A 23582-nucleotide genomic window follows, 5' to 3' on the forward strand; every position below is an offset into this window, starting at 1 on the left:
GCTTGAGCAAAACGGCGTGCGGATATTTACGGTGGAACATACGCTGGCCGCACTAGCCGGTCTTGAAATAGACAATGTGTTGATCGAACTGGACAACAGCGAACCCCCCATCATGGATGGAAGTTCCGGGGAATTTATGGATGCCCTGCTTTCCGTTGGTACGGTAGAACAGGAAGAAGACCGCGTGGTATTTACGATTGATCAATCTTTTTCCTTTGAAGATAAGGAGAAGGACGCCCGGTTCATGGCCATGCCCGCGGATGAGTTCAAGGTTACCGTAATGATCGATTACAATTCTCCGGTCCTGGGCACCCAGCATGCCACCCTGAATCATATCTCCGAATTCAAGGATGAGATTTCAACAAGCAGAACCTTTTGCTTTCTTCATGAATTGGAATACCTCCTGAATCAAAACCTGATCAAAGGTGGAGACCTGGATAATGCCATCGTGGTTGTTGACCGGGTCATGGAGGATGATGAAATCACGCACCTCGCCAAATTGTTCAATAAACCAAAAGTCAAAATTGAAAAGGAAGGCATCCTGAACAACGTATCCCTTCGACACAAAAATGAACCGGCACGCCACAAACTACTTGATGTAGTAGGTGACCTGGCGCTGCTGGGCATTCCGATCAAAGGACACATTGTTGCACAAAAACCGGGTCATGCTTCCAATGTGGCTTTTGCCAAGCACGTCAAAAAAATGATCAAGGACAAAAAAGCCGGGCCCGCCTATACATACGACCCCGGTGCAACACCATTGTACGATACCCAGAAGATCGCTTCAATATTACCCCACAAACCACCGTTCCTGTTGGTGGATAAGATCATGGAAATGTCAGACAACCATGTCGTTGGGTTAAAGAATGTGACAATGAATGAACCGTTTTTTCAGGGACATTTCCCCGGAAACCCCGTTATGCCCGGCGTTCTCCAGATAGAAGCGATGGCGCAAACCGGTGGTATCTTTGCCCTGAACACCGTACCAGACCCTCAAAATTACTGGACATACTTTATTAAAATTGATAATGTCAAGTTCAAGAAGATGGTAGTTCCAGGGGACACCCTTATCTTTGAACTCAAACTCCTGATGCCCATTCGCCGTGGAATATGTCATATGAAAGGAACTGCATATGTAGGCGATCAGGCGGTAACTGAAGGAGAATTAATGGCGCAACTGGTTAAAAAGACGTAAGATGAACGCAAGTAATGCAAACATCCATCCTAATGCAAAGATCGGCTCCAATGTAACAATAGAGCCCTTTGCCACGATCGGAGACAATGTAGAGGTAGGGGATGGATCATGGATCGGCCCGAATGCCGTGATCATGAGTGGTTCGAGGATTGGAAAGAATTGTCGCATCTATCCGGGTGCCGTCATCGGGTCCATTCCTCAAGACCTGAAATTTGAAGGAGAGAACACCCTTGCAGTGATCGGAGACAATACCACCGTAAGGGAATATGTGACCGTAAACCGCGGAACAAAAGCCAACAATGAGACCAAAGTAGGAAACAACTGCCTGCTCATGGCTTATGTTCACGTAGCCCATGACTGTATCATTTCGAACAACTGCATCCTGGCCAATGGAGTTACCCTCGCAGGTCATATCGAGATCGATGACTATGCAATCATTGGCGGATTATCAGCCATACACCAGTTTGTCAAAATTGGAAAACATGTGATTATCTCAGGCGGCTCTCTCGTTAATAAAGACGTGCCACCATTCACAAAAGCAGCCAGGGATCCGCTTTCCTACGCCGGTGTGAATTCAATCGGTTTGAAAAGAAGGGGATTTGAAACAGAAACCATCAACAATATTCAGGAATATTACCGGGTGGTTTATCAAAGTGGCATGAACAACTCACAGGCCGTGGAAATGGTTACTGAACAGTTTCCACAATCTCCCGAACGGGATGAGATCATCGCATTTATCCGCGACTCGGAACGAGGGATTATGAAAGGCTATGCCTCCACAAAGAATGAGAATCGTCTTAGAGAATATTTGTAAGTCCTACCACGGAACCAGGTTGTTCCAACATGTAAACCTCTCCCTTACCCAACCGAACTCGACCGCTATTCTGGGTCCGAACGGTTCCGGAAAATCTACTTTTCTTCAGGTTATCGCCGGCTATGTCTCCCCTACCTCCGGAAATATTCGCATGGAATCCGATGATCATGTGATTTCTTCCAGCCAATATGCCACACATATTTCCATGGCCGCACCTTACCTGGAATTACCTGCTGAATTGAGCCTTGAAGAAATGACGTCGTTCCACTTCCGTTTCAAACCACTGCGCCACAATGCGGATCTCGGTCATGCCCTGGAGTCCTCCGGGCTTGCATCTCATAAACAGAAGGCCATACGCCACTTATCTTCAGGCATGAAACAACGGGTAAAACTGATCCTTGCACTTCTAGCAGATACCCCCGTGGTACTACTTGACGAACCCACGTCAAACCTGGATCGGCAGGGCATTCAGTGGTACCGTGACCTCGTGAACATGCACATCCGTGACCGACTGTGTTTGGTAGCGTCAAATCACCAGGAAAATGAATATGATTTTTGTGATGCCGTTTTAGACATCACGGACTTCAAGTAATATTGTACCTTTATACAAACCTTTGAACGAAGATTAGATTATGGCCACAACCGCTGACTTCAAGAATGGGCTATGCATCGAGTTTAACCACGGACTCTATCAGATCGTAGATTTTCAGCATGTAAAACCCGGTAAGGGACCTGCGTTTGTGCGGACCCGACTGAGAAACATCAACACCGGAAAAGTCATTGACAACACATTTACAGCCGGTGTGAAAATACAGATCGTCCGTATTGAAAACCGCCCGCATCAGTTCCTCTACAAAGATGACGACGGATATCATTTCATGCACAAGGAAACATTTGAACAGATGTTTCTCAATGAAGAACTGATCAATGCACCGGATTTACTAAAAGAAGGACAGGATGTAGAGATCCTTTTTCATGCCGACCTTGAAAAAGCACTATCCTGTGAATTACCACCTTTTGTTGAGTTGGAGATTACATATACCGAACCGGGAATAAAGGGCGACACCGCCACCAACACCCTGAAAGCTGCTACGGTTGAAACAGGCGCCATAGTACAGGTACCCTTGTTCATCGACACCGGTGACCGGATTAAGATTGATACAAGAGACTACAAATACAGTGAACGCGTAAAAGGGTGATCCCGAACTATGAAGTTTACCACTCCCGTCAAATTGCATGAACTGACCGCCATTACCGGTGGAAAGGCAATTGGCGTAACAGATATCCAGGCCACCGGTATCAATGAGATACACAAGGTGGAAGCAGGGGATATCTCGTATGTGGATCATCCCAAATATTACAGCACTTGCCTGGAATCTGCAGCAACCGTCATCCTCATCAATAAAGAAGTTGCGTGTCCCGAAGGAAAGGTACTGATCGTTTGCGAAGATCCTTTTAATGCGTATAATGCTATTGTCCGGCACTTCTTCTCAATCTCACAACCAACGGGGGCAAACATACACCCTGATGCAAAGATTGGAGCCAATGTGCAGCTGTTCCCCGGGGTTTTTATTGGAGAAGATGTGACCATCGGAGACGATTGCATTCTTTACCCTAACGTGTGCATTTACCCGAATACGGTCATCGGAAACCGGGTAATCATTCACGCCCAGACCACCATCGGCAGCGATGCATTCTACTATAAGAAAAGAAGCAGCGGCTATGATAAGATGATCAGTTGTGGAAAGGTCATCATTGAAGATGATGTAGAGATCGGAGCATCATGTACCATCGACCGGGGTGTTTCCCATGAAACACGGATCGGTGAAGGCACCAAGATCGACAATCACGTACATATCGGACATGACACCATTGTTGGCAAACATTGCCTGTTCGCCGCACAGGTAGGCATAGCCGGTGTGGTAACCATCGGTGATCATGTGACACTATGGGGACAAGTGGGGGTACCAAGCAAAATAACCATTGGCGATCATGCTGTTGTGCTTGCGCAGTCCGGACTGCTAAAATCCGTGAGTGGCCATCAGACCTACTTCGGTTCTCCCGCTGAGGAAGCACCAAAAAAGATGAGGGAACTCATTGCCATGAAACAATTACCTGACCTGATCAGAAAAAACAATAAACCGTAATCTGCAAAGCATATCCATGTCATTTTCACTGAAGGATATTGAGAAAAGTCGCAATGAATATAAATTCATAGACTCATTACAATCCCTGCAGAACACGGAACCAAGGGATATCATGCTGATGTCCCTGCTCGAGGTCACCAAGGGAATCAACAACAACTTTTCTCAGAAACAGCTGCTTCAGATTTACAGGGTGGTCTTGCAACAGCACCTGGGGATCGGGAAACTGGCACTGTTCAGAAACGAGCAGAACTGGAAGTGCATCATGCACTACGGTATTGAGAACGAGTACAAAGAGATCAATGTGGAGAATGACCTGCTCTACCTGAAACTACCAACCCATACCAGCAAATCACTGAAAGCATATCTTAATGCCTTCAACCTGATCATTCCGGTATTCCATAAGTCAAGACCCCTTGCCTACCTGTTGATCGGTGGTCTTCCGGAGAAAACAGACCGCACGGAATTCCGGGAACAGCACGTACCATTCCTGGAGATTCTCACCAATATCCTGGTGGTTGCCCTTGAAAATAAGATCCTGGCAAGAGAGCGTATCAAACAGGAACGTACACGGAAGGAACTTGAACTGGCCGGCCAGATGCAAGCCATGCTGATCCCCACCAAACTTCCGCATAATGAGTTCTACGAAATGGCGGCCATATACAAGCCCAACCAGGAAGTAGGCGGGGATTACTACGACTTTTCCGAAGCCAGGGAAAATGAATTGGGAATGTGTATTGCTGATGTTTCCGGGAAAGGCGTATCCGCAGCCATTCTGATGTCCAACTTCCAGGCCAACCTGCGCGCCAGCTACCGCTATTCAAACAACCTGACCGATGCGATCTATGAGCTGAACAAATCGGTGATGGAGAGCGCACGGGGTGAAAAGTTCATCACCTTCTTCATAGGCCGTTATAACCGCGTCACCCGGGCATTTCATTATGTGAATGCCGGTCACAACCCGCCCGTACTATGTCATGGAGGCCAAATTTCTCTTCTGAAGACCGGTTGTCCCGGCCTGGGTATGTTTGATGAAATGCCTTCTGTTCACGAAGGCATCGTCCATATTCCGCCAAATTCCACCCTGGTATGCTATACCGACGGTGTGATCGAGCTGGAAGATGAACTCGGACAGGACTTTGGCCTGGAACGGTTAAGCAACGTGATCCTTCAGAATGCCGACCGGACTGCCGAGAAGCTCAATCAGATCATCTTCGAACATCTGGAACTACACAAAGGCGAGAAATCATTTCTGGATGATGTGGCTCTTTTCAGCTGCCGGTTCATTTAAGCCACCGGCATTTTTGCGTTTCCCATAAATATCCAGGGCCACCAAAATGGCGGCAAAACCCCAGAAAGGCACGGAAGCCTTATCCGTATCCAGGAAGTTATTCAGGAAACCATGAATGAGATAAGTAGTCAAACCGAGAAAGATGACTATGGCCATGTGGCGGACCTCCCTGGTGTGACGCCCCTTTACCATGATCTTTGAAAAGGTATGGCATATGGTGATGATCACCAGTAAAAACGATATCAGACCGAACACGCCGCTTTCCACCATAGGCCCGATATACTCACTATGCGCGTTACCCATATCCCCGGCATTGGTACTGATAATGGTAAGCTCGGCGGACCGCTGGTAGGGTGCATACTGAAAAGCATAGGTCCCCGGTCCCCAGCCCACAAAAGGCTTTTCCCTGAACATCCTGAATGCCGATTTCCATCGGTTGATACGCTCAAGGTTCGACGCATCCGTGGATATGTTTGATATGGACTGAACGTGTTCCGAAAGCTGTGTGGAAGAATCCTGTCGATTCCCTTCAAGTTTGAGAAATATTTCATCCTGATAGGTAAAGAATAAAATGAGCGCAGCCACACCCACCATAGCGAGGTGTTTCAATTTAACCCCGGCCCTGAACAGAAGATACAGGCCAAAAACCCCCACCAGGCTTACCCAGGTGGCACGGGTATATGATAAGATAATGGCCACGGTAAACAACACGCCAACAAAAATGACCAGAAGTTTCCTGTCCGGTGGGATCGTCTTATCAAAACAGGCGCTGACAATAAACGGGAAATACATGGCCAGCGCCGCCCCATAAGCGGTGTGGTCATTGTAAAAAGGATGCATGACCCAGTGTGCGGACTGCTCATCGAAGTTGAATTGCACATGCTGACCTAATGCAAACAGGATCACGAAAATAAGGGAGAAGATATACAACCACATAAAGGAGCGGGCATAGCGCATATCCCTGAATATCCGCACCCCGAAAAAGAAAAAACCCACAACAAACCACAACCTGGATATCAGGAACTTTGCAGACACCACAGGCATCTGACTGGTAAGGGTAGTGATAAATAACCAGAAGAGGTTGATGAGAATGGCTACGCTGACCGGATGCCTGAGCAGTTCCCGCGGTAATCCCCTGTCTGCAAAAAGCCGTATGGTAAATAAAACCAACACACCGAACATGATTGGTTCTGTGGGCATATTCATCCCCACCCCGAATGATATGTCTTTGAGGTTGACCGAAAGCGGAACGAGAAAGGCGGTCAGCAGCAGCAATAAATCCAGGTGAAAGATGGCCAGCCAGATGATGAGCATAGCGATCGGAAAGAGCAGGAACCAATAAACCTCATGGGCGATCAGCAGACAGTTCAGAAGCAGGAACAGTCCGCTTACGACATAAAGGATAAAGGTTTTGTATGATCTGATTGCCAGTTGGGCCATGGCCTATAACTCATCATTCCTGTAACTTTCCAGCCAAACAATAACAAGAAAGGTAAAGAAAATGGATGCCAGTGTGGTAACCAGTACGATGAGCCATCGAACCGGGTAAGCTTTCTTGTCCGGCAGCAGGGGCTTGGAAATGATATTCGCGAAGCTTTGTTCGCGCTCCATATCCTTGCGCGCATTCTCAAATTGATTCTTCAGATCCAGGAACTCATTTCTGGCACGCCACGCTTTCTCTGACTTTTCTACAAACGAGCCTCCATGTTGCTTGAGGTTGTTGATCACCTCCTCCATTTGTTGCGCTTCTTTCGTGGAGAAACCCGGTTCGGACATTCCCCGGTAATAGCCTCTGAGCACTTCCTGCGTCTGAACACCATAATCGAGCAGACCATATTTCATACGCATTTCACTCACCTGTTTCTCCAGAGAATCACTTTCCGCAGCCTTTATCTCCATTTGGTGCTTAATGGTCATCATCACTTCACGGGTCTTGTCGCGCCTCATGTAGAGTATCTTCGCATTGTATAACTCAATGATACGCTCTGCCATGGCCAGCGCCCGTTCGGGCTTCTTGTCGTAAACTTCGATCTCAATCGACTCGAATTCTGTCTTAGAGATATTCACATTTTCCTCGAACTCCCGGCGCACGATCGTTCCTATCGCAGGCAATCCTGCATCAAGTTCATAGTGTTCCACCAGATGAAACTCATCGATCATGGTGGCTTTGATGTCATCCGACCTGAGCGTTTGCAGCGCCTGCTCCACTTCTGATTCACTACCGAAAGTGGAAATATTCACCGGGTAGATAACAGCCAGGGACTTATATTTCGGCTGAATAAAATAAGGCGATGAGAACACGGCAGAAAGAATGGCAGAAGCGATCAATATCACCGCCAGAACTTTCTTCCACTTCAGAAAAATCGTAACGATGTCCTTATTTTCAAGACGTTCAGACATATCATAGCTTGTTTGACCCTGACTGCATCCTTATGGATCTCCATTTTTCCAATATCGCGATCGTCAGAATGGACAGCAGAAAAGCAGAGAACGTAGAAACGGCCACAATCAGCCATCGGATCGGATATTTTTTCTTTTCCGATGCGACGGCACGGTCCACCACGAACTTGAAAGGCAGTTCCTCCTGCACATCCACCTTCGTCTCCTCATACCGCTCTTTCAGTTCTGCGAGCCTGTTGTATTCCTTGTGTAACTGGTCAGTAATGGCAACAGATGCCGCGCCATATTTGGCAAGCAATTCAAATGTGCGGTCTATCTCACGGGCCACATTCTGATTTCCTTTGATCAGTGCCTGGGCTCTCTGTTCCGTCAATACCTCCGTTTGCACATGGTAATCGTAAACACCCCACCGGCGCAGTGTCGTCAGTGAATCCTCAAGGGCATGAACTTCCTTTACTTTCTGATCATATTCCTGCTCTACAATCCGAAGTGCCTTGATGGCTCTTTCCCGGTGCATCCTGTGACGGACAGAATCCGAAAGTGCAGCGATATCATTAGCAATCCTGGCTGCCAGTTCAGGTTCCTTGTCAAGCACCTCAATCCTTACAGACATGAACTCTGTCCGTTCAAAGGTGATATTGTTCTCAAACTCCTCAAACAATGCCGTCTTGGGAAAGCGACTGCTTGTATCAATATCATAATGATGAATAAGGTCATACTTTTCAATGATCCTGTCCCTGATCTCATCGGAATGAAGAATCTGCAACAGCTGTTCCGCCTGCTCTTCCTCACCGAATTCCAGAATGTCCGTTTTAGAACCGGTTTGGGTAGATAAAAGGGCCTTTGAAATGGAATTGGTACTTACCGGGAAGAGGATCACCGTAGAACTATATTTCTCATCAATCAGAAAAGAAGCTACGGAAGACAATAATGCGGCAGCTATGGAAATAATGAACAACGGCCTGAACCATCTGCTCAGAAAATGCAGCAGGTCTCCGGAGTCGAATTCCTTTTTGCCAAAATCCACGTTAGACATAAGTTACTATCACTGTGAAGGGGCCAAAGGTAGCGAAATTAAGTAATTGGTGGCTAGTGGATAGTCGTTAGTAGATAGTAGTTAGATCCGAACCGGAAATGACCGGAAGATATTCTGATTGCGATACGCGGAGGTTCTGAATGCAAATGGGGTTGATGACAGGTCCCTCGCTGCGCTTCGGGATGACACCAGACCGTTGTGTTTAATAAGAAGGAAGATAAAAGCGCACGACTGACATTTGGGGTTTTTGACGACTCAGTCGTGCGCTTTTATCTTTCCGTAACCCTTTAAATTCTGTCATCCCGAAGCACAGCGAGGGATCTATATAACAACTCCGCAACAATTGACTTGTGTCTTCTTTCTATTGTCTATTGTCTGATATCTATTATCAAACGACCTACCCATACTTCAGTATCCTGTAAAGCATCCTGATGCTCAGAAGGCCGGTGACATAAGACCAAAGCACGGATACACCGATCATCACCGCGATACGCCAGAGCCACGGCCATGTCTGATGGTCAAGGGCAACACCCAAACCCCATACCCCGGCGGTAAAGATGATCAAACGTATAATGATGTCCCATTTGGGCTTGAATCGGAACACCTGCCATGCAATCCAGACCTGTGCGGCGGCGGTAAAGAACTGGGTGGCCAGACTGGCCATGGCAGAACCCTGTGCCTGGTAAGCGGGTATCCACCATAAATTGAGGCCCACATTAATGATGATACCGAGGGTGGCCATTCCGTTGAGTTGTTTCAGGTTCCCGTTGGCCGTAAGCAGTGTTCCGAAAATGTATGTCGTAGAAATCGCCACAAAACAAAACATCAGGATCCCAAATACCCTGGCCGATTCATTCACCTTGCTGTCATAAAGCAAATCCATCAGGGGAACGCTATAGAAATAACACGTCACAGACAATACGATCGCCGGTACGATAAGCAAGCGCACTGAAAGAAGAATCAGTTCCCGGACATCCTCCTTTTGCCGCAACATTCTTGAGAACATGGGGAGGAGGATCACGGCAAACAACATGGCGATCATGTTGGCCGCATCCAGCAAGCGGAAGCCGGCGGCGTATATCCCGGACTCTTCCGCACCATTGTCCAGCATACGCTCGAGCATGACCGTATCCACCCGGTTATAAAAGGACATCAATAAAACCAGGATGGCAAACGGAAAACTTTGCCGCACGACCACCACGATGAACGGCCAATCCCATTTAAACAGCAGGTTCTCTGTCTTAGTCACCACCACCCACAACGCAGCCAGGGCAGTTAATCCATAGGCCAGGGTCTGGATGTAAACGAACATATGAATGTTCAGGGTCACACCGATGTCAGGTCCCCAAAGCAACAATCCGCAAAACAAGATCATCAGGGTGCGGTCCAGAATGGATATAAAGCTGTCATGTTTGAATAAATGCAGTCCGGCAATGTTGGACCGGAGGTACATGGTGAGACTGATAAGGAACTGGTTAAACACCAGAAAAACCAGAAGCTTGACCTGATCTGCGGTGTAGTCAATGATGAAACCCAGAATAATGGTAACGGTCAGGAAAATGAGCCCCAGAGAGAGTTTGAGGATGAAGATCCGGGCGAAGAACTTGGTAAGCACATTGCTGTTCTGGGCGATATTCCGGTTGTTGTAGTTGGTGATGCCCAGGTCCAGCAAAATGTTGAAAAGAAAGGAGAAATTGAAAAGCGCGAAATACTCGCCGTAGATCTCATGACCTACCGCATTTTGTACAGCCCGGTCAATCCCGAGTACCCAAAAGGGTTTGATCAGAAGATTCAGAAAAAGTAAAAGGAGAAGATTGGAAAAAAATTTCTTTTGCATGGCGGCAACTGATCATCTCCCCGGAAACAGTGAGCTATTCGGTTTTTCTCCTGAAGCTCATCCTGGTCAGGTTTTTTCGCACACCGAATACCTTATCAAATATCCGGGTCACAGGCAACAACAACGATTGCAATGCAAACGACAAGCGTGATATCGGCTGACCTTCCTTCCGGCTGTTGGCATTGAACAACTTATTGATGATGCCGCACACCACGTAGCTGACATTGATGTTGATATACTCCACATCCTTCAGTTCGAAACCGGCGGCTTCACAAATGCGTTGATACTCATTCACCGGACGGGCCATACACAACTCCGTGCCTGTTTTGCGCTTGTTGGTCTCCTCAAATATATGAACTTCATTCCCGCTTACCCTGCACAGATCGGTCAGAATACTTTCCATCATGGCATCTTCCGTATTGTGCTGCAACACAGTGGATGCAAAGGCCACCTCCACGGAACCATCTTCAAGAGGGAGGCGCTTTCCATCGATGTGCATGAATTCGATCTTATCCGCGATGCCATTGAGATTGGCCTTTGCCAGCTGAATCATCTCTTCCGACACGTCACACGCCAGCAACCGCTTTGGTGATTGTGCCTGAACGATCCTGAGGTTGGCACCCGGACCCGGACCCAGTTCCAGAACTGTTTTTCCGGAAAATTGAATGGCGCCCAGCATGGATTCGAACCTCTGCCGCTTGTAACGGTAATACGGACTGTCATCTCCTGCAATTACCTTGCTACCTGACCGGTCCCGGATTTCCCGGGCCACTTCATTCCAATACGGTTGAGGTTGATAATTCATGCGCTACAGCCTGATAAAAAGCATGCAAACATACAAAGCTCAGGGCATAAATCCCATTTTTCATGACCACTTATCTCCTGAGGCGTAAAGCGGATCACCCATCAAAATTTCTACCTTTAACCACCAAACTGCCTGACTTGAACATTGCGGTCAATACTAGAATTCTTCTCCCCAATAAACTTGAAGGGGTCGGATGGTTTACGCGGGAGACCTTGCAACGCATCACCACGCAACACGCAGAACACACCTTCTATTTTTTCTTTGATCGGAAACCACATGAAGAATTTATTTTTGCCGATAACGTGAAGCCTGTGGTTCTATCGCCACAAGCCAGACATCCGATCCTGTTCTACATCTGGTTTCAATGGGCTGTCACATATGGGTTAGGACGTGTAAAGGCAGACCTCTTCCTCTCCCCCGATGGCTTCCTTTCGCTCAGGACCAACGTGCGTTCCGTCAGCGTGATCCACGATCTGAACTTTGAGCACAGGCCCCAGGACGTCCCCTTTCTTATGCGTAAATATTACCACCGGTTTTTTCCGGCATTTGCAAAGAAAGCAACCCGCATAGCCACGGTTTCCGAATTTTCCAAGAAAGACATACAGCAGTGTTACGGCATTCCAGAAAACCTCATTGATGTGGTTTACAATGGGGCCAACGAAATTTACAGGCCGATTAACGATGAACAGATCATAGAGACGCGAAAAAAGTATACGGGAGGCAAGCCTTATTTTCTCTTCATCGGAGCGCTCCTGCCAAGAAAAAATCTGGACCGGCTGTTGTTGGCCTTTGACGCCTTTTGCAAGGAGGTAGATTCGGAAGTTCAGTTGGTGATCGTGGGGCAAAAGAAATGGTGGTCCGACGAAATGGAGGTCGCATACCAATCCATGCAATACCGGCAGGACGTTCATTTTTTAGGGAGAAAGGACCCTGATGAACTGAAACTCCTCTTAGGTGCTTCCCTGGCCATTACTTACGTACCCTTGTTCGAAGGCTTTGGTATACCCATTCTGGAGGGGATGCAATGCGGCGTACCGGTGATATGTTCCTCGACCTCATCCATGCCGGAGGTAGCAGGCGATGCAGCGTTGATCGTCGATCCTTATTCGGTGGATGAAATTACCGCTGCCATGAAACGCCTGGCCAACGATCCGGCTTTGCAAAAAGACCTGGCCGCCAAAGGCAGGGAGCGATCAAAAATGTTTTCCTGGCAACAGACCAGTGAGAAATTATGGACATGCATGGAAAAGGCCATGACACCATGAGTAAGCTGCTTAAACGATTTGAGAAAGGACTGATCGAGTGCGGCTGCGACGAAGCAGGACGCGGGTGCCTCGCAGGTTCCGTATTCGCCGGAGCAGTCATCCTACCCGATGATTTTGATCACCCATTGTTAAATGACTCAAAGAAATTAACCGCATCCGCCAGAGATCAGCTAAGACCTATCATAGAAACTCATGCGGTAGCCTGGGCGGTGGGTGTGGTAACCCCGGAAGAGATCGATCAGATCAACATCCTGAATGCTTCGTTCCTGGCCATGCACCGTGCCATTGATCAGTTATCAGAAAAACCTGAACTCCTGCTGATCGACGGAAACCGGTTCAAACCTTATGGTCAGACAAATCATGTATGCATCATAAAAGGCGATGGAAAATACCGGTCAATCGCCGCCGCTTCCATTTTAGCAAAGACCCATCGCGACGAATACATGATGCGGTTACATGAGAAATTCCCGGATTATCATTGGCAGGATAACAAGGGATATCCAACAACAGCACATCGTCAGGCATTGGCGGAACATGGCCCGACACCGTTTCACCGGCGCAGCTTTTCGCTGAACAGCAAACAGACCGTCCTGCCCCTTTGAGTTTCTATCTTGGCAAATAAGTACTAATTTTGACACCCAGGCCGGCGCAATAAAAACGTAGCCGGTAAAGGATGAAAAAAACGCTCCTGATCCTGTTCTTATCCGTAGCATTGATCGCCATCTCCGCTGGCGGGTACTTCTACTTTAAGCGGGAGATTGCGACAGGGCCGGAATCCACGACTGCCATTCCCTCTTCGGCACTGGCCGTGATCACCATCCGGGATTTTCCCGCTTTTCACCAGAAACTAAAAAGAGAAACCACTTACTGGGATAGTCTGCTGACCCATCCGGTCTTCAGCGATATAAAAACCCTGATGCCTGCCATGGAAGCTATGGGCAACGAATGGCTGGAACAACGGCAAATCCTGTCATGGCCCGCCATTCATTTCTCGTTTCACGGACGGAGCGAGTCTGATCCTTTGGTGCTCGTCACTGCCGGCCTGCCGGTCTCATGGGATGAGACAATACTCATTGCACTTGTTACTACAGGATTAAAAGGCTACAGGCACACGGCCCATCAAACCAAAAAAGGCACATTGCACGAATGGCAGGGAGGTGGAGACAAACCCACCCTCTTCTGTATGCTAAAGAATCACTTGTTGCTTGTAAGTCCACATTCACATCTGGTGGAAGAAGCTGCAACTACCTTGGAAACAGCAACAGGCATCAACAAAGACGAGGCCTTTTCCGAATTGCGTCGGACGGCATTGGACCACGCCGATGCCAATATATTCCTTTCATTCCCTTTGCTGAAGAGATGGACTGAAAGCTATCTTGATCCCGAATTTGCATCCCCTCTCTCATTTATTACCGATCAGAACGGATGGATGGAAGCGGACCTCGATCTGCGAACAGAGACCATCCGCATGTTCGGGTTTGCCATTCCCACAGCACAAGGTTCCTCCCTGCTTAGCCATCTGTCTACAGGCAACCGCAACATCCCCCGTTACACCGAGTTGCTACCGGAAAACTGCATCGCTTACCTTGCCATAGAGGGAGATAGCATGCTTACGCCGGATCTGCCGTTAACCGGCGAAGACGACCTGGAACATGACCAGTTAATGGGTGCATTGGCAGGATGCGCAACCATACCCATCGACACCGGCCTGGCATTAATCTCTTTCTGGCAAACTGCCGATGCAACAACTGCAGTGAACCGGATCAGCAATGACCAATCACCATTCATCTACAAAGGGGTCTTCAACATATATCCGTTGAATGAGGATACCACCTGGCATCCGTTCAGTGGTTTTCCCTTGGGACAATCCAAATGGAAATATGTTGCAGCGCTGAACGACTACCTGTTGATCGCTGCGGACACCGGTGCACTGATGGCGGTTTTCGACGCCTTTGAAACAGAAAACACCTTACATCGCAGTATCCGTTATAACAATTTCATGAAGGATGTGGCACCCGGAGAAGGACTGATGTTTTATCTGAATCTTCCGGAAATAGGAAAGTGGCTGAGGCCCGTGGTGAATGAGGAGTCTGACACTGCCCTTCTGCATACCACCACATTAAGTAAACAATTCGACGCGGTAACCCTTCAGCTAAAACCACAGGCCCATCGCTGGTACCTGGACCTCTATGCCAAATACCATCCCTATAGGGATGAGGAACGCAAAGGGAAGGAGGTCCGATCTTCCGAGGTCACCACCGTAGAACTGGATGATGCATTGGTACTGGAACCTTTTGTGATCAAGAATCACTATGATGGCACCCGGGAAGTGCTTGTGCAGGATGCAGGGAACCAACTCTACCTGGTCAATGGTAAAGGGGAAATCCTATGGAAAAAGCAGATTCCAGAGAGAATCCTGGGTGAAGCGATTCAGGTGGACCGATACAGAAACGGCAAGCTACAGATCATGTTCAATACCAGAACACACCTGTATCAGATTGACAGGAACGGAAAGGATGTCACCGGATATCCCCTGAAACTGAGCAAACCTGCAACCACGGGTATCGCAGTCCTGGATTATGACAACAACCGCGATTACCGCATCCTTGTCCCGCTTGATGGCGGTATTATTCAGAACCTGGATATAGACGGCAAAACGGTGAAAGGATGGGATTTCAAGGCAGAACGTGGAAATATAGACCAGCCACCGGTTTTATACTCCATTGCCGGAAAGGATTACATTGTTGCCGTTACCGACAAGGGCAAGCCTTACTTCCTGAATCGAAGAGGAGAGGTTCGCATAACACTCGGAGAAGAAGTGATCATTTCCCCTGAGAATGGCATTACCCTGGATGAACGGAGCAAGGATTTTGTTTCAACTGACTCCACCGGCAACGGACTGCGTATATCCACGTCGGGTAAGGTGACCACTCAGACACTTCCACCGGCAGGTAGTCATCATCGCATGATCTATACACAAGTGTCGGGCGACCGGGAACCGGAATATGTGATCCAGGACAAACAACGGCTAACGGTTTACACCCAAAATGCCGAAACGGTTTTCGAATTCACTTTCAACCAAAACGTGGCGTTCCGCCCACTTGCACTTTCATTCTCATCCAACAATACCAGGATCGGGTTACTTGATCAAAAAAGCCATCATGTGTATCTGTTCAATGCCAACGGAAGCCAGGTACCCGGTTTCCCGGTTGACGGATACATCGGGTTCAGGGTGCAGGACCTGGACCGGGATGGTACCTTCGAACTGATCACCGGCGGCGGCGGCAACAGGTTGCTGATATACCGGCTAAGCAAGGATGTAGCCAACTAGGGTAGGCAGTTGGTAGTAGGCAGGAGGCAGTCTGGCCCCCGTATGATATTGAGGCCATGGACATGCGTGATCGGACAATGGAAATCAGAAAATAGATATCAGACATTAGAAAATAGATACCGGGTGTAAATATCCTGATGATCGAATTGATCAACGTGTATTGTATGCAGAGAAATGGAGGTTTAGCCGGTAGTATCCTTCCTCGTTGAATTAACATATTTGAGTCATTCCGAAGCGAGAAATCTAAATGCCCCAATCTCTCTGTTCTATTTTCTAATGTCTGATGTCCATTACCAAAACATTCCCAATAAACATTCAGGTTCCGGACTGCCTCCTGCCTACTACCAACTGTCAACTACATTTCCCATTTCCGAACCAAATCCACATTCGGCCGTACAAGCGCCAGTATAATGATTATGAACGTCGCTAAGAACATAAAAAAAGGGATGGCGCAGCTTACCTGTCTGTTTGCCGTCGTAAACATGGTTTCATGTACCGAGGGATACCTGGATGTACAAAACCTGGAACCGCTTGAATGGAACCCGCATCTTGCGGTTCCATTGGTCAATTCAAATCTGAGTCTGGCAGATGTGATAAGCACCGTCAATGCAGATGACATTATCACTCAGGATAGCACAGGCTTTCTGACCATTGCTTATGCCGGTGCACTTTCGTCCATTCAGGCAGGGCAACTGATACCGCTTCAGGACCAATACCTGGCAGAAAGTTTTGTCATGACCGGCCCGGACATTTCGGCCTTGCTGGGTACCGGTACATTCAGCATCTCCAAATCAACTACGTACAGCTACACTGTAAAGAACGACGAAGAACTGGATTCCATCATCCTGAAAAGTTCCAAGCTTAAAATCCAGATCGCATCCGACTTTCAACACAATGCCAATATCGTCATTGATATTCCCAAGCTTACCTATAAGGGTGTTTCCTTTCACAAAACAATCCCCGTGCAGTATCAGGGAAGCGTGCCCATTGTAACACTGAGGGACTATGACCTTGCCAATTACAAACTTGATCTTTCGCGCGGCGGCAGTGCTTTCAACGAATTTGAGATCGGCTTCAGCCTCAACATTGTGAACTCAGGCAACCCGATTTCCGCGGGAGATCAGGCGGCCATCAACATTTCCTTTATCGACAATCAGTTCAGTGCGATCTATGGTTATGTGGGGCAACGCACCATGAACTTCGATCAGGATTCCGTGAAACTGGATATGTTTGCCAACTCCATTGACGGCACGCTGTGGTTCGATGATCCGGAGATCAATCTCAACATCCACAACTCCTACGGTGCTGAGATCAGCGGGACCTTCAATATCCTGGAAGCCTATCACCGCGACAAAGGCACCCTTCCGATCACAGGCAGCGGGATTCCCAATCCGCTCGTCATCAACTATCCCAAGGCAAATGAGGTCGGAGAATCCAAGATCACCACCCTCAACATCAACAAGTCCACCACCAACATCCGGGACATCATCTCGTTCGTTCCCCAATACATCATCCACCAGATAGACGCCAACGTGAATCCGAGCGGAAAGAATGTTTACAACTTTGTTCTGGACACCAGCACCGTTGATGTAGACTTCGAGATCATTCTTCCTTTACACGGAACCGCTACCGGGTTTTCACTCATTGATACCATTCCGTTCAATGTCGATAACATTTCGGCGGATGGGTCGGCGGAGATTGAGCAATTGCTTTTTAAGCTTGTTACGAACAATGGATTTCCGGTGGATGTAGGTGTGCAGATCTACTTCATGGATAGCCTCTACAAGACCCTTGACTCACTTATTAATCCGTATGAAAACATCATGACCTCCGGCGTGGTTGATGCAAGTGGGAAGGTGGTCAGCAGTACACCAACGCTTAAGTACATTTCCTTCGGAACCGAACGCATCAACAGTTTGTTTGATGCCAGTTACATTAAGATCCGTGCGAACCTTGGAACCTACAACAACGGCAGTGATCCCGTGAAGTTCTATGCGGATAACAACCTGGGAATAGAAATGGGGGCACAGGTCAAACTTAAAGTGGATACGAAGAAATGAGGACGCGAATTTTAATATTGGCTGTCCTGATCTTTGTGTCAGGGTTTACGGCAAATGCGCAGATGCATCTCAACCTGCATTTTACGGACAATGTTCCGGGAACCATCCACACCAATCCGGCATTCTTTCCTAAAAACAATGGCTTTGTAGGTCTTCCGGTTTTCTCCTCCATGTACACAAGCATCACCAGCTCCGGTTGGAAGTACAGCGACCTGATCAGGTACAATGATAAGGGTGACCTGGCGGTGGATGTGGATCATTTCATCAGTAAGCTGAAAAAGAACAATCTGTTCTCGGTGAATTTCGAGACCGAGCTTTTTTCAATAGGGATCAGGAGAAAATCATTTTACTTCAGCGCCTTCGTTACGGAACGGATCAATATGAATTTTGCATTCCCGAAAGACCTGATCAGGCTGGCATACAACGGCAACGGTGCTTTCCTGAATGAAACCGCCAGTCTGGACGGCATTGGCCTCAACATGACCCATTTCAGAGATTACTCGCTGGGTGTTGGGAAAAAGATCGGAAAAGTAAATGTGGGCATGCGTCTGAAATTCCTCTACGGCAAAGCCAATGTCACCACGCAAAAGAGTAACGTAAGCATCTTTACGGATTCCTCAACAACATACCATATCACGGCTGCCACGGATGTTCTGGTCAACACATCTCTCCCGTTTGACAATGACAACTTCGCTGTTGGTGACTACATACTGAATTCAGCGAATGCCGGGACCGGTTTTGATTTCGGAGCCAAATACAGACTGAATGACAAGTGGTCTTTTGCATTGAGTGCGGTGGACATGGGCTACATCTACTGGCGGGACAACATTCACAATTACAGCGCCAAGGGAAGTTATACATTCACTGGTCTGGACATCAGCAAATTCTCCACCGGTGATGGCGGAGATCCTTTCCAGGAGATCATGGACTCTGTCAGCGATGCGTTTGATGTGAAGGATACGGTCTCCTACTACCGGACCAACCTGAACACAAAGCTTTACGCAAGCACCACATTCAAGCCCAACGACAACAGCGTAGCCGGATTTCTGATCTACACAGAGATCTATAACAAGAAATGGTATCCGTCATTCACGGTATACTATAGCCAGCAAAATGAGGGCAAGTTCAATTCCATGATCAGCTATTCCGTAATCAACGGTGATTTCAGGAACCTGGGCTTCGGGGCTACGGTCAGAATGGGCCCGTTCCAGACCTATTGTCTGGTTGATAATTTGATCGGGGTATTGCGTCCGCAGCACACCAAGGCCTTTAATGTACACATGGGCATGTATATTGTATTAGGCGCCAGGAAATATGCCAAGCCGGAAAAACCGGATGATGAATTTGATCAGCTGGAAGATATCGAAGAACCTGAGGAAGGCGAATCAGTAGAGTGACGATTAAAAAGCTTTTGCTGACACCCACTTTCAAACAACCTTATCAAAGCACCCTTCTCTGTGAACCGTTCTCTTCAATGCGCAACCCCCTCGGGGCGTTGGGCGAAGGTTTCACCTTCGTCTTACTATTCTGTAGCATCTGCTACGAAATATAGGCAATGACCGACTAAAGTTGATAATCCGTACCAGCAATCATCACGATCAAAGCCCTACGCTCTGTGAACTCTGTATCTCACTTTTATCTCTGTGTTAGACTTATTTTTTAACACATTTAACACAGAGGTTTGGGAGAATGCACAGAGATCACGGAGTTTATATATCGTCAAAAGCGCGTCTGGCTGGCTCGTGTAAAATGAATTAATACAATACACGAATTAACTTCCCGAAAAGCCCTCGCAAAAACTTGCACCAGCAACAAAATTTTTATTTCTGTGGATGTTGACGAGCAGTCCTGATATTAAGCAACTGTATCTGCTTTTTACGCGGTTTGATCCGGTAGGTAAGTATGGTGTGTTTGTTGATCGGCCCCCTTTGGATGAGCTTTTTAGCCGATGGCTTTAACAAATGGGGATATTCCGCTAGTTGATCTAAAAAACTGTAAACTTGCTTAACAAAGTTTCCCACTTCCCGCTCTGTCCACTCCTCTTCAAGATACGCTATAATCTTATCAAACCCCTCACTTGCCCTGGGGGTCCAGATAATTTCTAAAGCCATTTCTTGTGTTTGTCTTTCATTTGGGCATGCGAAATGACATCTCCTTTATCTGCCTGCCTAATCCCTTCTTCGATCTCCCCTTTTTCTTCTTCACTGATCTCATCCCACCAGTCATTTTCCAATTGCCCGTTCCGGTATCTAAACAGCGATTTGATCACATGAATAAATGAAGGGTCTTTGACCTTATCCAATTCCGCTTTGAGCCATTTGATTTCTGCCTGTAGATCCATAGTGGACTGCTTTTAAACAAAGTTAACGAATATTTACCGTAAACGGTTGCCATGCCCTATGCCGGAAGGCATTCCAAAATTAGCCCTACTAACGGATTTAAAATTAACTCGTACAATGAATCCATCCACCGGCAAACTTTGAAACAAGAAACGATTCAAAGCCCTACGCTCTGTGAGCTCTGTGCCTCCATTTTACCTCTGTGTTAAATCCTTTTTCCTATCACAGAGCATTGGAGAACGCACGGAGATCACAGAGTTAATATGAAGTGACCGGGGATAGTATAGCTAAGGAGCGACAAGTGAAGGTTTCATGTACACCAGGAAATACGAACCTCATAAGGTTTGCGACCTGAATTACCATGCTGCCGACGACCATATTTCCTCCACCTATTCTTAATTTGTTTTGAACAGCCGTCTTTGGTTATCAGAATATACTTTGGGTTCATTCTATTACTGGCTTTCCACCGTTGAATTATATTAAGTCTGAACCCGCAGGCAGTCTCCCATTTCACATCATACACAATATTTCCATTGACATCTGTTTTAACGGTATCTCCATTCATGACCAATACCGTGTTAGACAATGGTGATTTTGTAGCGTCATCCAAAATGGTCATGCACAATTGGTATGTTCCTCCAATGCCCTTGGGATAGGCATGGGATATGCCCACAAAAAGTAGCAACAATATGTATGGATATTTTCTGATCATTTCGTTTTAGCAACTGCTGGAAAGGGACCTTAGCAAAGCACCCTTCTCTGTGAACTCTGTGTCTCTTCATTTTTCTCTGTGATAAATCTTTTTTAACACAGAGTTTTAGGAGAACACACACAGATCACTGAGTTGATTTATCGTCAAAAGCGCTCGTGGCTCACACGGATTTGCAACCCTAAGCTGGCGCGGATTTGTAATCCGTGCCTTGAAACCACAACCTCCCGGAAAACTTTAATAGGGATTAACCTCAGCTCGGCTTCCTCAAAAGCACCTTCTGCCCTTCCTTGAGCACCTCATCCTTTTGGAAGTTATTATACCGGGCCAGATGTTTCAGCTTAATGCCGTATTTCTGGGAGATGTCATGCAGGGTTTCTCCGGCCACTGCGATATGCGCGCTTTCCGGTACCCTTCTCCGCTTGGGCTTGATGTAAATCTTCTCCCCTTCTTTAAGGACATGATCCTTTTCAAAATCATTGTACTTATGGATCTGCCAGAGGTCCATGTCGAACTCCTTGCTTATCCGGTAAAAGGTATCTCCTTTTTTGGCGATCACATACGGCGTATGGTTGTTGTATGCCACCTCGCGTTGGGCGGAAAGACCCACTTCCCCGACAATGGCGCTACCCTCCCCGTCCATCTTCCGCTTTTTCCGGGCCGGTGTTTTGTCTTTACGTACCGGTTCTTTCTGGTTTGTCTTGATCACCACGACGTCCGTTTCTTTTTTGGGGACTTCCACACCCACGTCGTAATCGTAAAGGTGATACTCTTCTATGATCCTGATCAAACGCTGGGCATATTGCGGATTCGTGGCATATCCCGCTTTTTTAAGTCCGTGTGCCCATGCTTTATAGTCGGTAACGGGCAGATCGAAGAGAAAGGCGTAGCGGGATTTATTCTTCAGAAAGGCGGCGTGATCATGATAAGACTCCTGAACGGAATCATATTTTCGGAAACACTCATGCCGCGAATCATCATTCTCATGGATGGTTTTTCCTTTCCAGTCGCTATGGCACTTGATCCCGAAATGATTGTTGCCTTTGACGGCAAGTCTGCTGTTGCCATTGCCTGACTCGAGCATGCCCTGGGAAAGGGTGATGCTGGCAGGTACGCCCATCTCCTTCATGTTGGCTATGGCCATATCCCGGAATCTTTCGATGTAATCGTTGGCCGTCATCTGCTGACCTGCCACTCCGGAAAATGCCAGTGACATCAGAGAAAAAAAGACGATATATGATCCGATCCTCTTCATAACCCATAAAATTACGACAGCCTGAGTGCCTCCGGAGACCGGCAAAGATCAGGTTTTTCACAGGGCATTGTTCATTTGTCCGGGCGACGAATGCCCCACCGCTCCTCAAAGCCTAGCCATCCCTGTAGTCCACCGGTGTGGATGGCCAGCACCCGGATACCCTCTGGCAACAAGCCGGATAACGCTTTTTTCTCCAACCCAAGCATCATTTTGGAGGTATAGACCGGGTCCAGAAGCACACCTGTACTGTCATAAAACGAGGTGATGTACTCCAAAAGTTCAGGGGTCCACTTCGCATAACCACCGTAAGGATCGTGGGTCGTTACCTCCCATGTGCATGATATGTTCTCGAAACCCAGGCCTGGCATCGCCTCATCCAACATCTCCTGAACGTCTCCAACCATCCATGGCGCTTCCTTGAAGACGGCGAATCCGGTTACCTTCGTGCCCTCTGAGGCCGACAATATCAATCCGGCCAGGGTCGTCCCGGTTCCACATGGAACAGTCACCAGGTCATAGTCATTGGTTGTTTCTTCAAGGATGGCCATAGAACCCAAGGCGCCCGCTACCCCTTTCCCCCCTTCCGCAATCAGGTAATGATCCGGATACTTATTTACAAGCAAAGTCGCATCATCTCGGTATCTGCGGTACGTATCCCGATCTGCATACGTGATCTTCATACCCTGCTGCGTGGCGTAGCTAAGGGTGGGGTTTAAATGATCCGCTTCTTCGCCGCGAATAACGGCCACAGTGGGGATATTCATTTCCCTTCCTGCTGCTGCAACTGCGGCGATGTGATTTGAGTAGGCCCCACCCACCGTAAGGATTCCGGTCTTGCCCGAATACGGAAAATCGTTCAACACAGGAAGCAGCTTTCTGGCCTTATTGCCGGATATCTCCTCATGAATGAGGTCATCACGCTTCATCCACACCTCCATGCCTGCACGCTCAAATGCAGGTCGCTCGATACGCATAACGGGTGAGGGTAGTTGAAGAAAGTCCATAAGGCAAAGGTATACAGTTCCGGTTTGGACGGATTAAGGTTTAAGGTTCAAAGTTTAAGGTTTAGATTAAGATGCCAGATGATAAGAAAATAGAGGT

At 47.6% G+C, this 23582-nt stretch carries 20 protein-coding genes; 11 read left to right on the forward strand and 9 right to left on the reverse strand.

Going from position 1 to position 23582, the window contains the following annotated elements; translation table 11 throughout:
- The 6 genes from KDD36_09360 to KDD36_09385 all read left to right on the forward strand — a co-directional run.
- A partial coding sequence (locus KDD36_09360) for a bifunctional UDP-3-O-[3-hydroxymyristoyl] N-acetylglucosamine deacetylase/3-hydroxyacyl-ACP dehydratase (GenBank protein ID MCB0396849.1) occupies positions 1–1195 on the forward strand: 1195 nt, incomplete at its 5' end.
- A 1-nt stretch (position 1196) separates the two neighbouring features.
- Positions 1197–2009 carry an acyl-ACP--UDP-N-acetylglucosamine O-acyltransferase gene (gene lpxA, locus KDD36_09365; GenBank protein MCB0396850.1) on the forward strand — a complete coding sequence of 271 codons (813 nt, stop codon included), beginning with the start codon at positions 1197–1199 and terminating at the stop codon, positions 2007–2009.
- A complete protein-coding gene (locus KDD36_09370) occupies positions 1981–2601 on the forward strand; it encodes an ABC transporter ATP-binding protein (protein ID MCB0396851.1) in 621 nt (206 codons plus the stop codon). The genes lpxA and KDD36_09370 overlap by 29 nt, the downstream gene beginning before the upstream one ends.
- Before the next feature lie 40 nt (positions 2602–2641).
- Positions 2642–3208, forward strand: coding sequence for an elongation factor P (gene efp / locus KDD36_09375; protein ID MCB0396852.1), 567 nt, complete (start codon positions 2642–2644; stop codon positions 3206–3208).
- 9 nt (positions 3209–3217) lie between these two features.
- On the forward strand, positions 3218–4156 hold the full coding sequence (locus KDD36_09380; protein MCB0396853.1) for a UDP-3-O-(3-hydroxymyristoyl)glucosamine N-acyltransferase: 939 nt from the start codon (positions 3218–3220) through the stop codon (positions 4154–4156).
- A gap of 16 nt (positions 4157–4172) precedes the next feature.
- A complete protein-coding gene (locus tag KDD36_09385; GenBank protein MCB0396854.1) occupies positions 4173–5444 on the forward strand; it encodes a PP2C family protein-serine/threonine phosphatase in 1272 nt (423 codons plus the stop codon).
- Here the strand turns inward: KDD36_09385 and KDD36_09390 are convergent.
- From KDD36_09390 to KDD36_09410, 5 genes are all read right to left on the reverse strand, one after another.
- The gene (locus tag KDD36_09390; protein ID MCB0396855.1) at positions 5400–6884 is read right to left on the reverse strand and encodes an O-antigen ligase family protein; all 1485 of its coding nucleotides are present in this window, start codon (positions 6882–6884) and stop codon (positions 5400–5402) included. The two genes, KDD36_09385 and KDD36_09390, sit on opposite strands and share 45 nt — an antisense overlap.
- Positions 6885–6887: 3 nt before the next feature.
- A complete protein-coding gene (locus KDD36_09395) occupies positions 6888–7844 on the reverse strand; it encodes a hypothetical protein (GenBank protein ID MCB0396856.1) in 957 nt (318 codons plus the stop codon).
- A 1-nt stretch (position 7845) separates the two neighbouring features.
- The gene (locus tag KDD36_09400; GenBank protein ID MCB0396857.1) at positions 7846–8880 is read right to left on the reverse strand and encodes a hypothetical protein; all 1035 of its coding nucleotides are present in this window, start codon (positions 8878–8880) and stop codon (positions 7846–7848) included.
- A gap of 397 nt (positions 8881–9277) precedes the next feature.
- Positions 9278–10717: an oligosaccharide flippase family protein gene (locus KDD36_09405; protein ID MCB0396858.1), complete on the reverse strand. Its 1440-nt coding sequence runs from the start codon at positions 10715–10717 to the stop codon at positions 9278–9280.
- Positions 10718–10751: 34 nt separating this feature from the next.
- On the reverse strand, positions 10752–11522 hold the full coding sequence (locus KDD36_09410) for a class I SAM-dependent methyltransferase (GenBank protein MCB0396859.1): 771 nt from the start codon (positions 11520–11522) through the stop codon (positions 10752–10754).
- Between the two features lie 137 nt (positions 11523–11659).
- Here KDD36_09410 and KDD36_09415 point away from each other — a divergent pair, with 137 nt between their 5' ends.
- The 5 genes from KDD36_09415 to KDD36_09435 all read left to right on the forward strand — a co-directional run bounded on the left by KDD36_09415 (position 11660) and on the right by KDD36_09435 (position 19575).
- Complete coding sequence (locus KDD36_09415) at positions 11660–12787, forward strand: glycosyltransferase family 4 protein (GenBank protein ID MCB0396860.1); 1128 nt, start codon at positions 11660–11662, stop codon at positions 12785–12787.
- On the forward strand, positions 12784–13389 hold the full coding sequence (locus tag KDD36_09420; GenBank protein ID MCB0396861.1) for a ribonuclease HII: 606 nt from the start codon (positions 12784–12786) through the stop codon (positions 13387–13389). The genes KDD36_09415 and KDD36_09420 overlap by 4 nt, the downstream gene beginning before the upstream one ends.
- Before the next feature lie 71 nt (positions 13390–13460).
- Positions 13461–16118, forward strand: coding sequence for a hypothetical protein (locus KDD36_09425; GenBank protein MCB0396862.1), 2658 nt, complete (start codon positions 13461–13463; stop codon positions 16116–16118).
- A gap of 416 nt (positions 16119–16534) precedes the next feature.
- Positions 16535–18178, forward strand: a complete 1644-nt coding sequence (locus tag KDD36_09430) for a hypothetical protein (protein MCB0396863.1) — start codon at positions 16535–16537, stop codon at positions 18176–18178.
- Positions 18175–19575 (forward strand): hypothetical protein, encoded by a 1401-nt coding sequence (locus KDD36_09435; protein MCB0396864.1) that lies wholly within the window; start codon positions 18175–18177, stop codon positions 19573–19575. Before KDD36_09430 ends, KDD36_09435 begins: the two co-directional genes overlap by 4 nt.
- 423 nt (positions 19576–19998) lie before the next feature.
- Here the strand turns inward: KDD36_09435 and KDD36_09440 are convergent, their stop codons facing one another.
- The 4 genes from KDD36_09440 to KDD36_09455 all read right to left on the reverse strand — a co-directional run bounded on the left by KDD36_09440 (position 19999) and on the right by KDD36_09455 (position 23485).
- Positions 19999–20289 (reverse strand): type II toxin-antitoxin system RelE/ParE family toxin, encoded by a 291-nt coding sequence (locus tag KDD36_09440; protein MCB0396865.1) that lies wholly within the window; start codon positions 20287–20289, stop codon positions 19999–20001.
- The gene (locus tag KDD36_09445; GenBank protein MCB0396866.1) at positions 20280–20519 is read right to left on the reverse strand and encodes a hypothetical protein; all 240 of its coding nucleotides are present in this window, start codon (positions 20517–20519) and stop codon (positions 20280–20282) included. Before KDD36_09445 ends, KDD36_09440 begins: the two co-directional genes overlap by 10 nt.
- A 960-nt stretch (positions 20520–21479) precedes the next feature.
- A complete protein-coding gene (locus KDD36_09450; GenBank protein ID MCB0396867.1) occupies positions 21480–22481 on the reverse strand; it encodes a glucosaminidase domain-containing protein in 1002 nt (333 codons plus the stop codon).
- A gap of 71 nt (positions 22482–22552) precedes the next feature.
- Positions 22553–23485: a pyridoxal-phosphate dependent enzyme gene (locus tag KDD36_09455; GenBank protein ID MCB0396868.1), complete on the reverse strand. Its 933-nt coding sequence runs from the start codon at positions 23483–23485 to the stop codon at positions 22553–22555.
- Between the last annotated feature and the right edge of the window lie 97 nt (positions 23486–23582).

This window comes from Flavobacteriales bacterium, from assembly GCA_020435415.1.
Lineage (GTDB): Bacteria > Bacteroidota > Bacteroidia > JACJYZ01 > JACJYZ01 > JACJYZ01.

Coding starts and splice junctions, on each gene's coding strand:
- lpxA (MCB0396850.1), top strand. CDS start 1,197: ATGAACGCAAGTAATGCAAACATCCATCCTAATGCAAAGATCGGCTCC.
- KDD36_09370 (MCB0396851.1), top strand. CDS start 1,981: ATGAGAATCGTCTTAGAGAATATTTGTAAGTCCTACCACGGAACCAGG.
- efp (MCB0396852.1), top strand. CDS start 2,642: ATGGCCACAACCGCTGACTTCAAGAATGGGCTATGCATCGAGTTTAAC.
- KDD36_09380 (MCB0396853.1), top strand. CDS start 3,218: ATGAAGTTTACCACTCCCGTCAAATTGCATGAACTGACCGCCATTACC.
- KDD36_09385 (MCB0396854.1), top strand. CDS start 4,173: ATGTCATTTTCACTGAAGGATATTGAGAAAAGTCGCAATGAATATAAA.
- KDD36_09390 (MCB0396855.1), bottom strand. CDS start 6,884: ATGGCCCAACTGGCAATCAGATCATACAAAACCTTTATCCTTTATGTC.
- KDD36_09395 (MCB0396856.1), bottom strand. CDS start 7,844: ATGTCTGAACGTCTTGAAAATAAGGACATCGTTACGATTTTTCTGAAG.
- KDD36_09400 (MCB0396857.1), bottom strand. CDS start 8,880: ATGTCTAACGTGGATTTTGGCAAAAAGGAATTCGACTCCGGAGACCTG.
- KDD36_09405 (MCB0396858.1), bottom strand. CDS start 10,717: ATGCAAAAGAAATTTTTTTCCAATCTTCTCCTTTTACTTTTTCTGAAT.
- KDD36_09410 (MCB0396859.1), bottom strand. CDS start 11,522: ATGAATTATCAACCTCAACCGTATTGGAATGAAGTGGCCCGGGAAATC.
- KDD36_09420 (MCB0396861.1), top strand. CDS start 12,784: ATGAGTAAGCTGCTTAAACGATTTGAGAAAGGACTGATCGAGTGCGGC.
- KDD36_09425 (MCB0396862.1), top strand. CDS start 13,461: ATGAAAAAAACGCTCCTGATCCTGTTCTTATCCGTAGCATTGATCGCC.
- KDD36_09430 (MCB0396863.1), top strand. CDS start 16,535: ATGAACGTCGCTAAGAACATAAAAAAAGGGATGGCGCAGCTTACCTGT.
- KDD36_09435 (MCB0396864.1), top strand. CDS start 18,175: ATGAGGACGCGAATTTTAATATTGGCTGTCCTGATCTTTGTGTCAGGG.
- KDD36_09440 (MCB0396865.1), bottom strand. CDS start 20,289: ATGGCTTTAGAAATTATCTGGACCCCCAGGGCAAGTGAGGGGTTTGAT.
- KDD36_09445 (MCB0396866.1), bottom strand. CDS start 20,519: ATGGATCTACAGGCAGAAATCAAATGGCTCAAAGCGGAATTGGATAAG.
- KDD36_09450 (MCB0396867.1), bottom strand. CDS start 22,481: ATGAAGAGGATCGGATCATATATCGTCTTTTTTTCTCTGATGTCACTG.
- KDD36_09455 (MCB0396868.1), bottom strand. CDS start 23,485: ATGGACTTTCTTCAACTACCCTCACCCGTTATGCGTATCGAGCGACCT.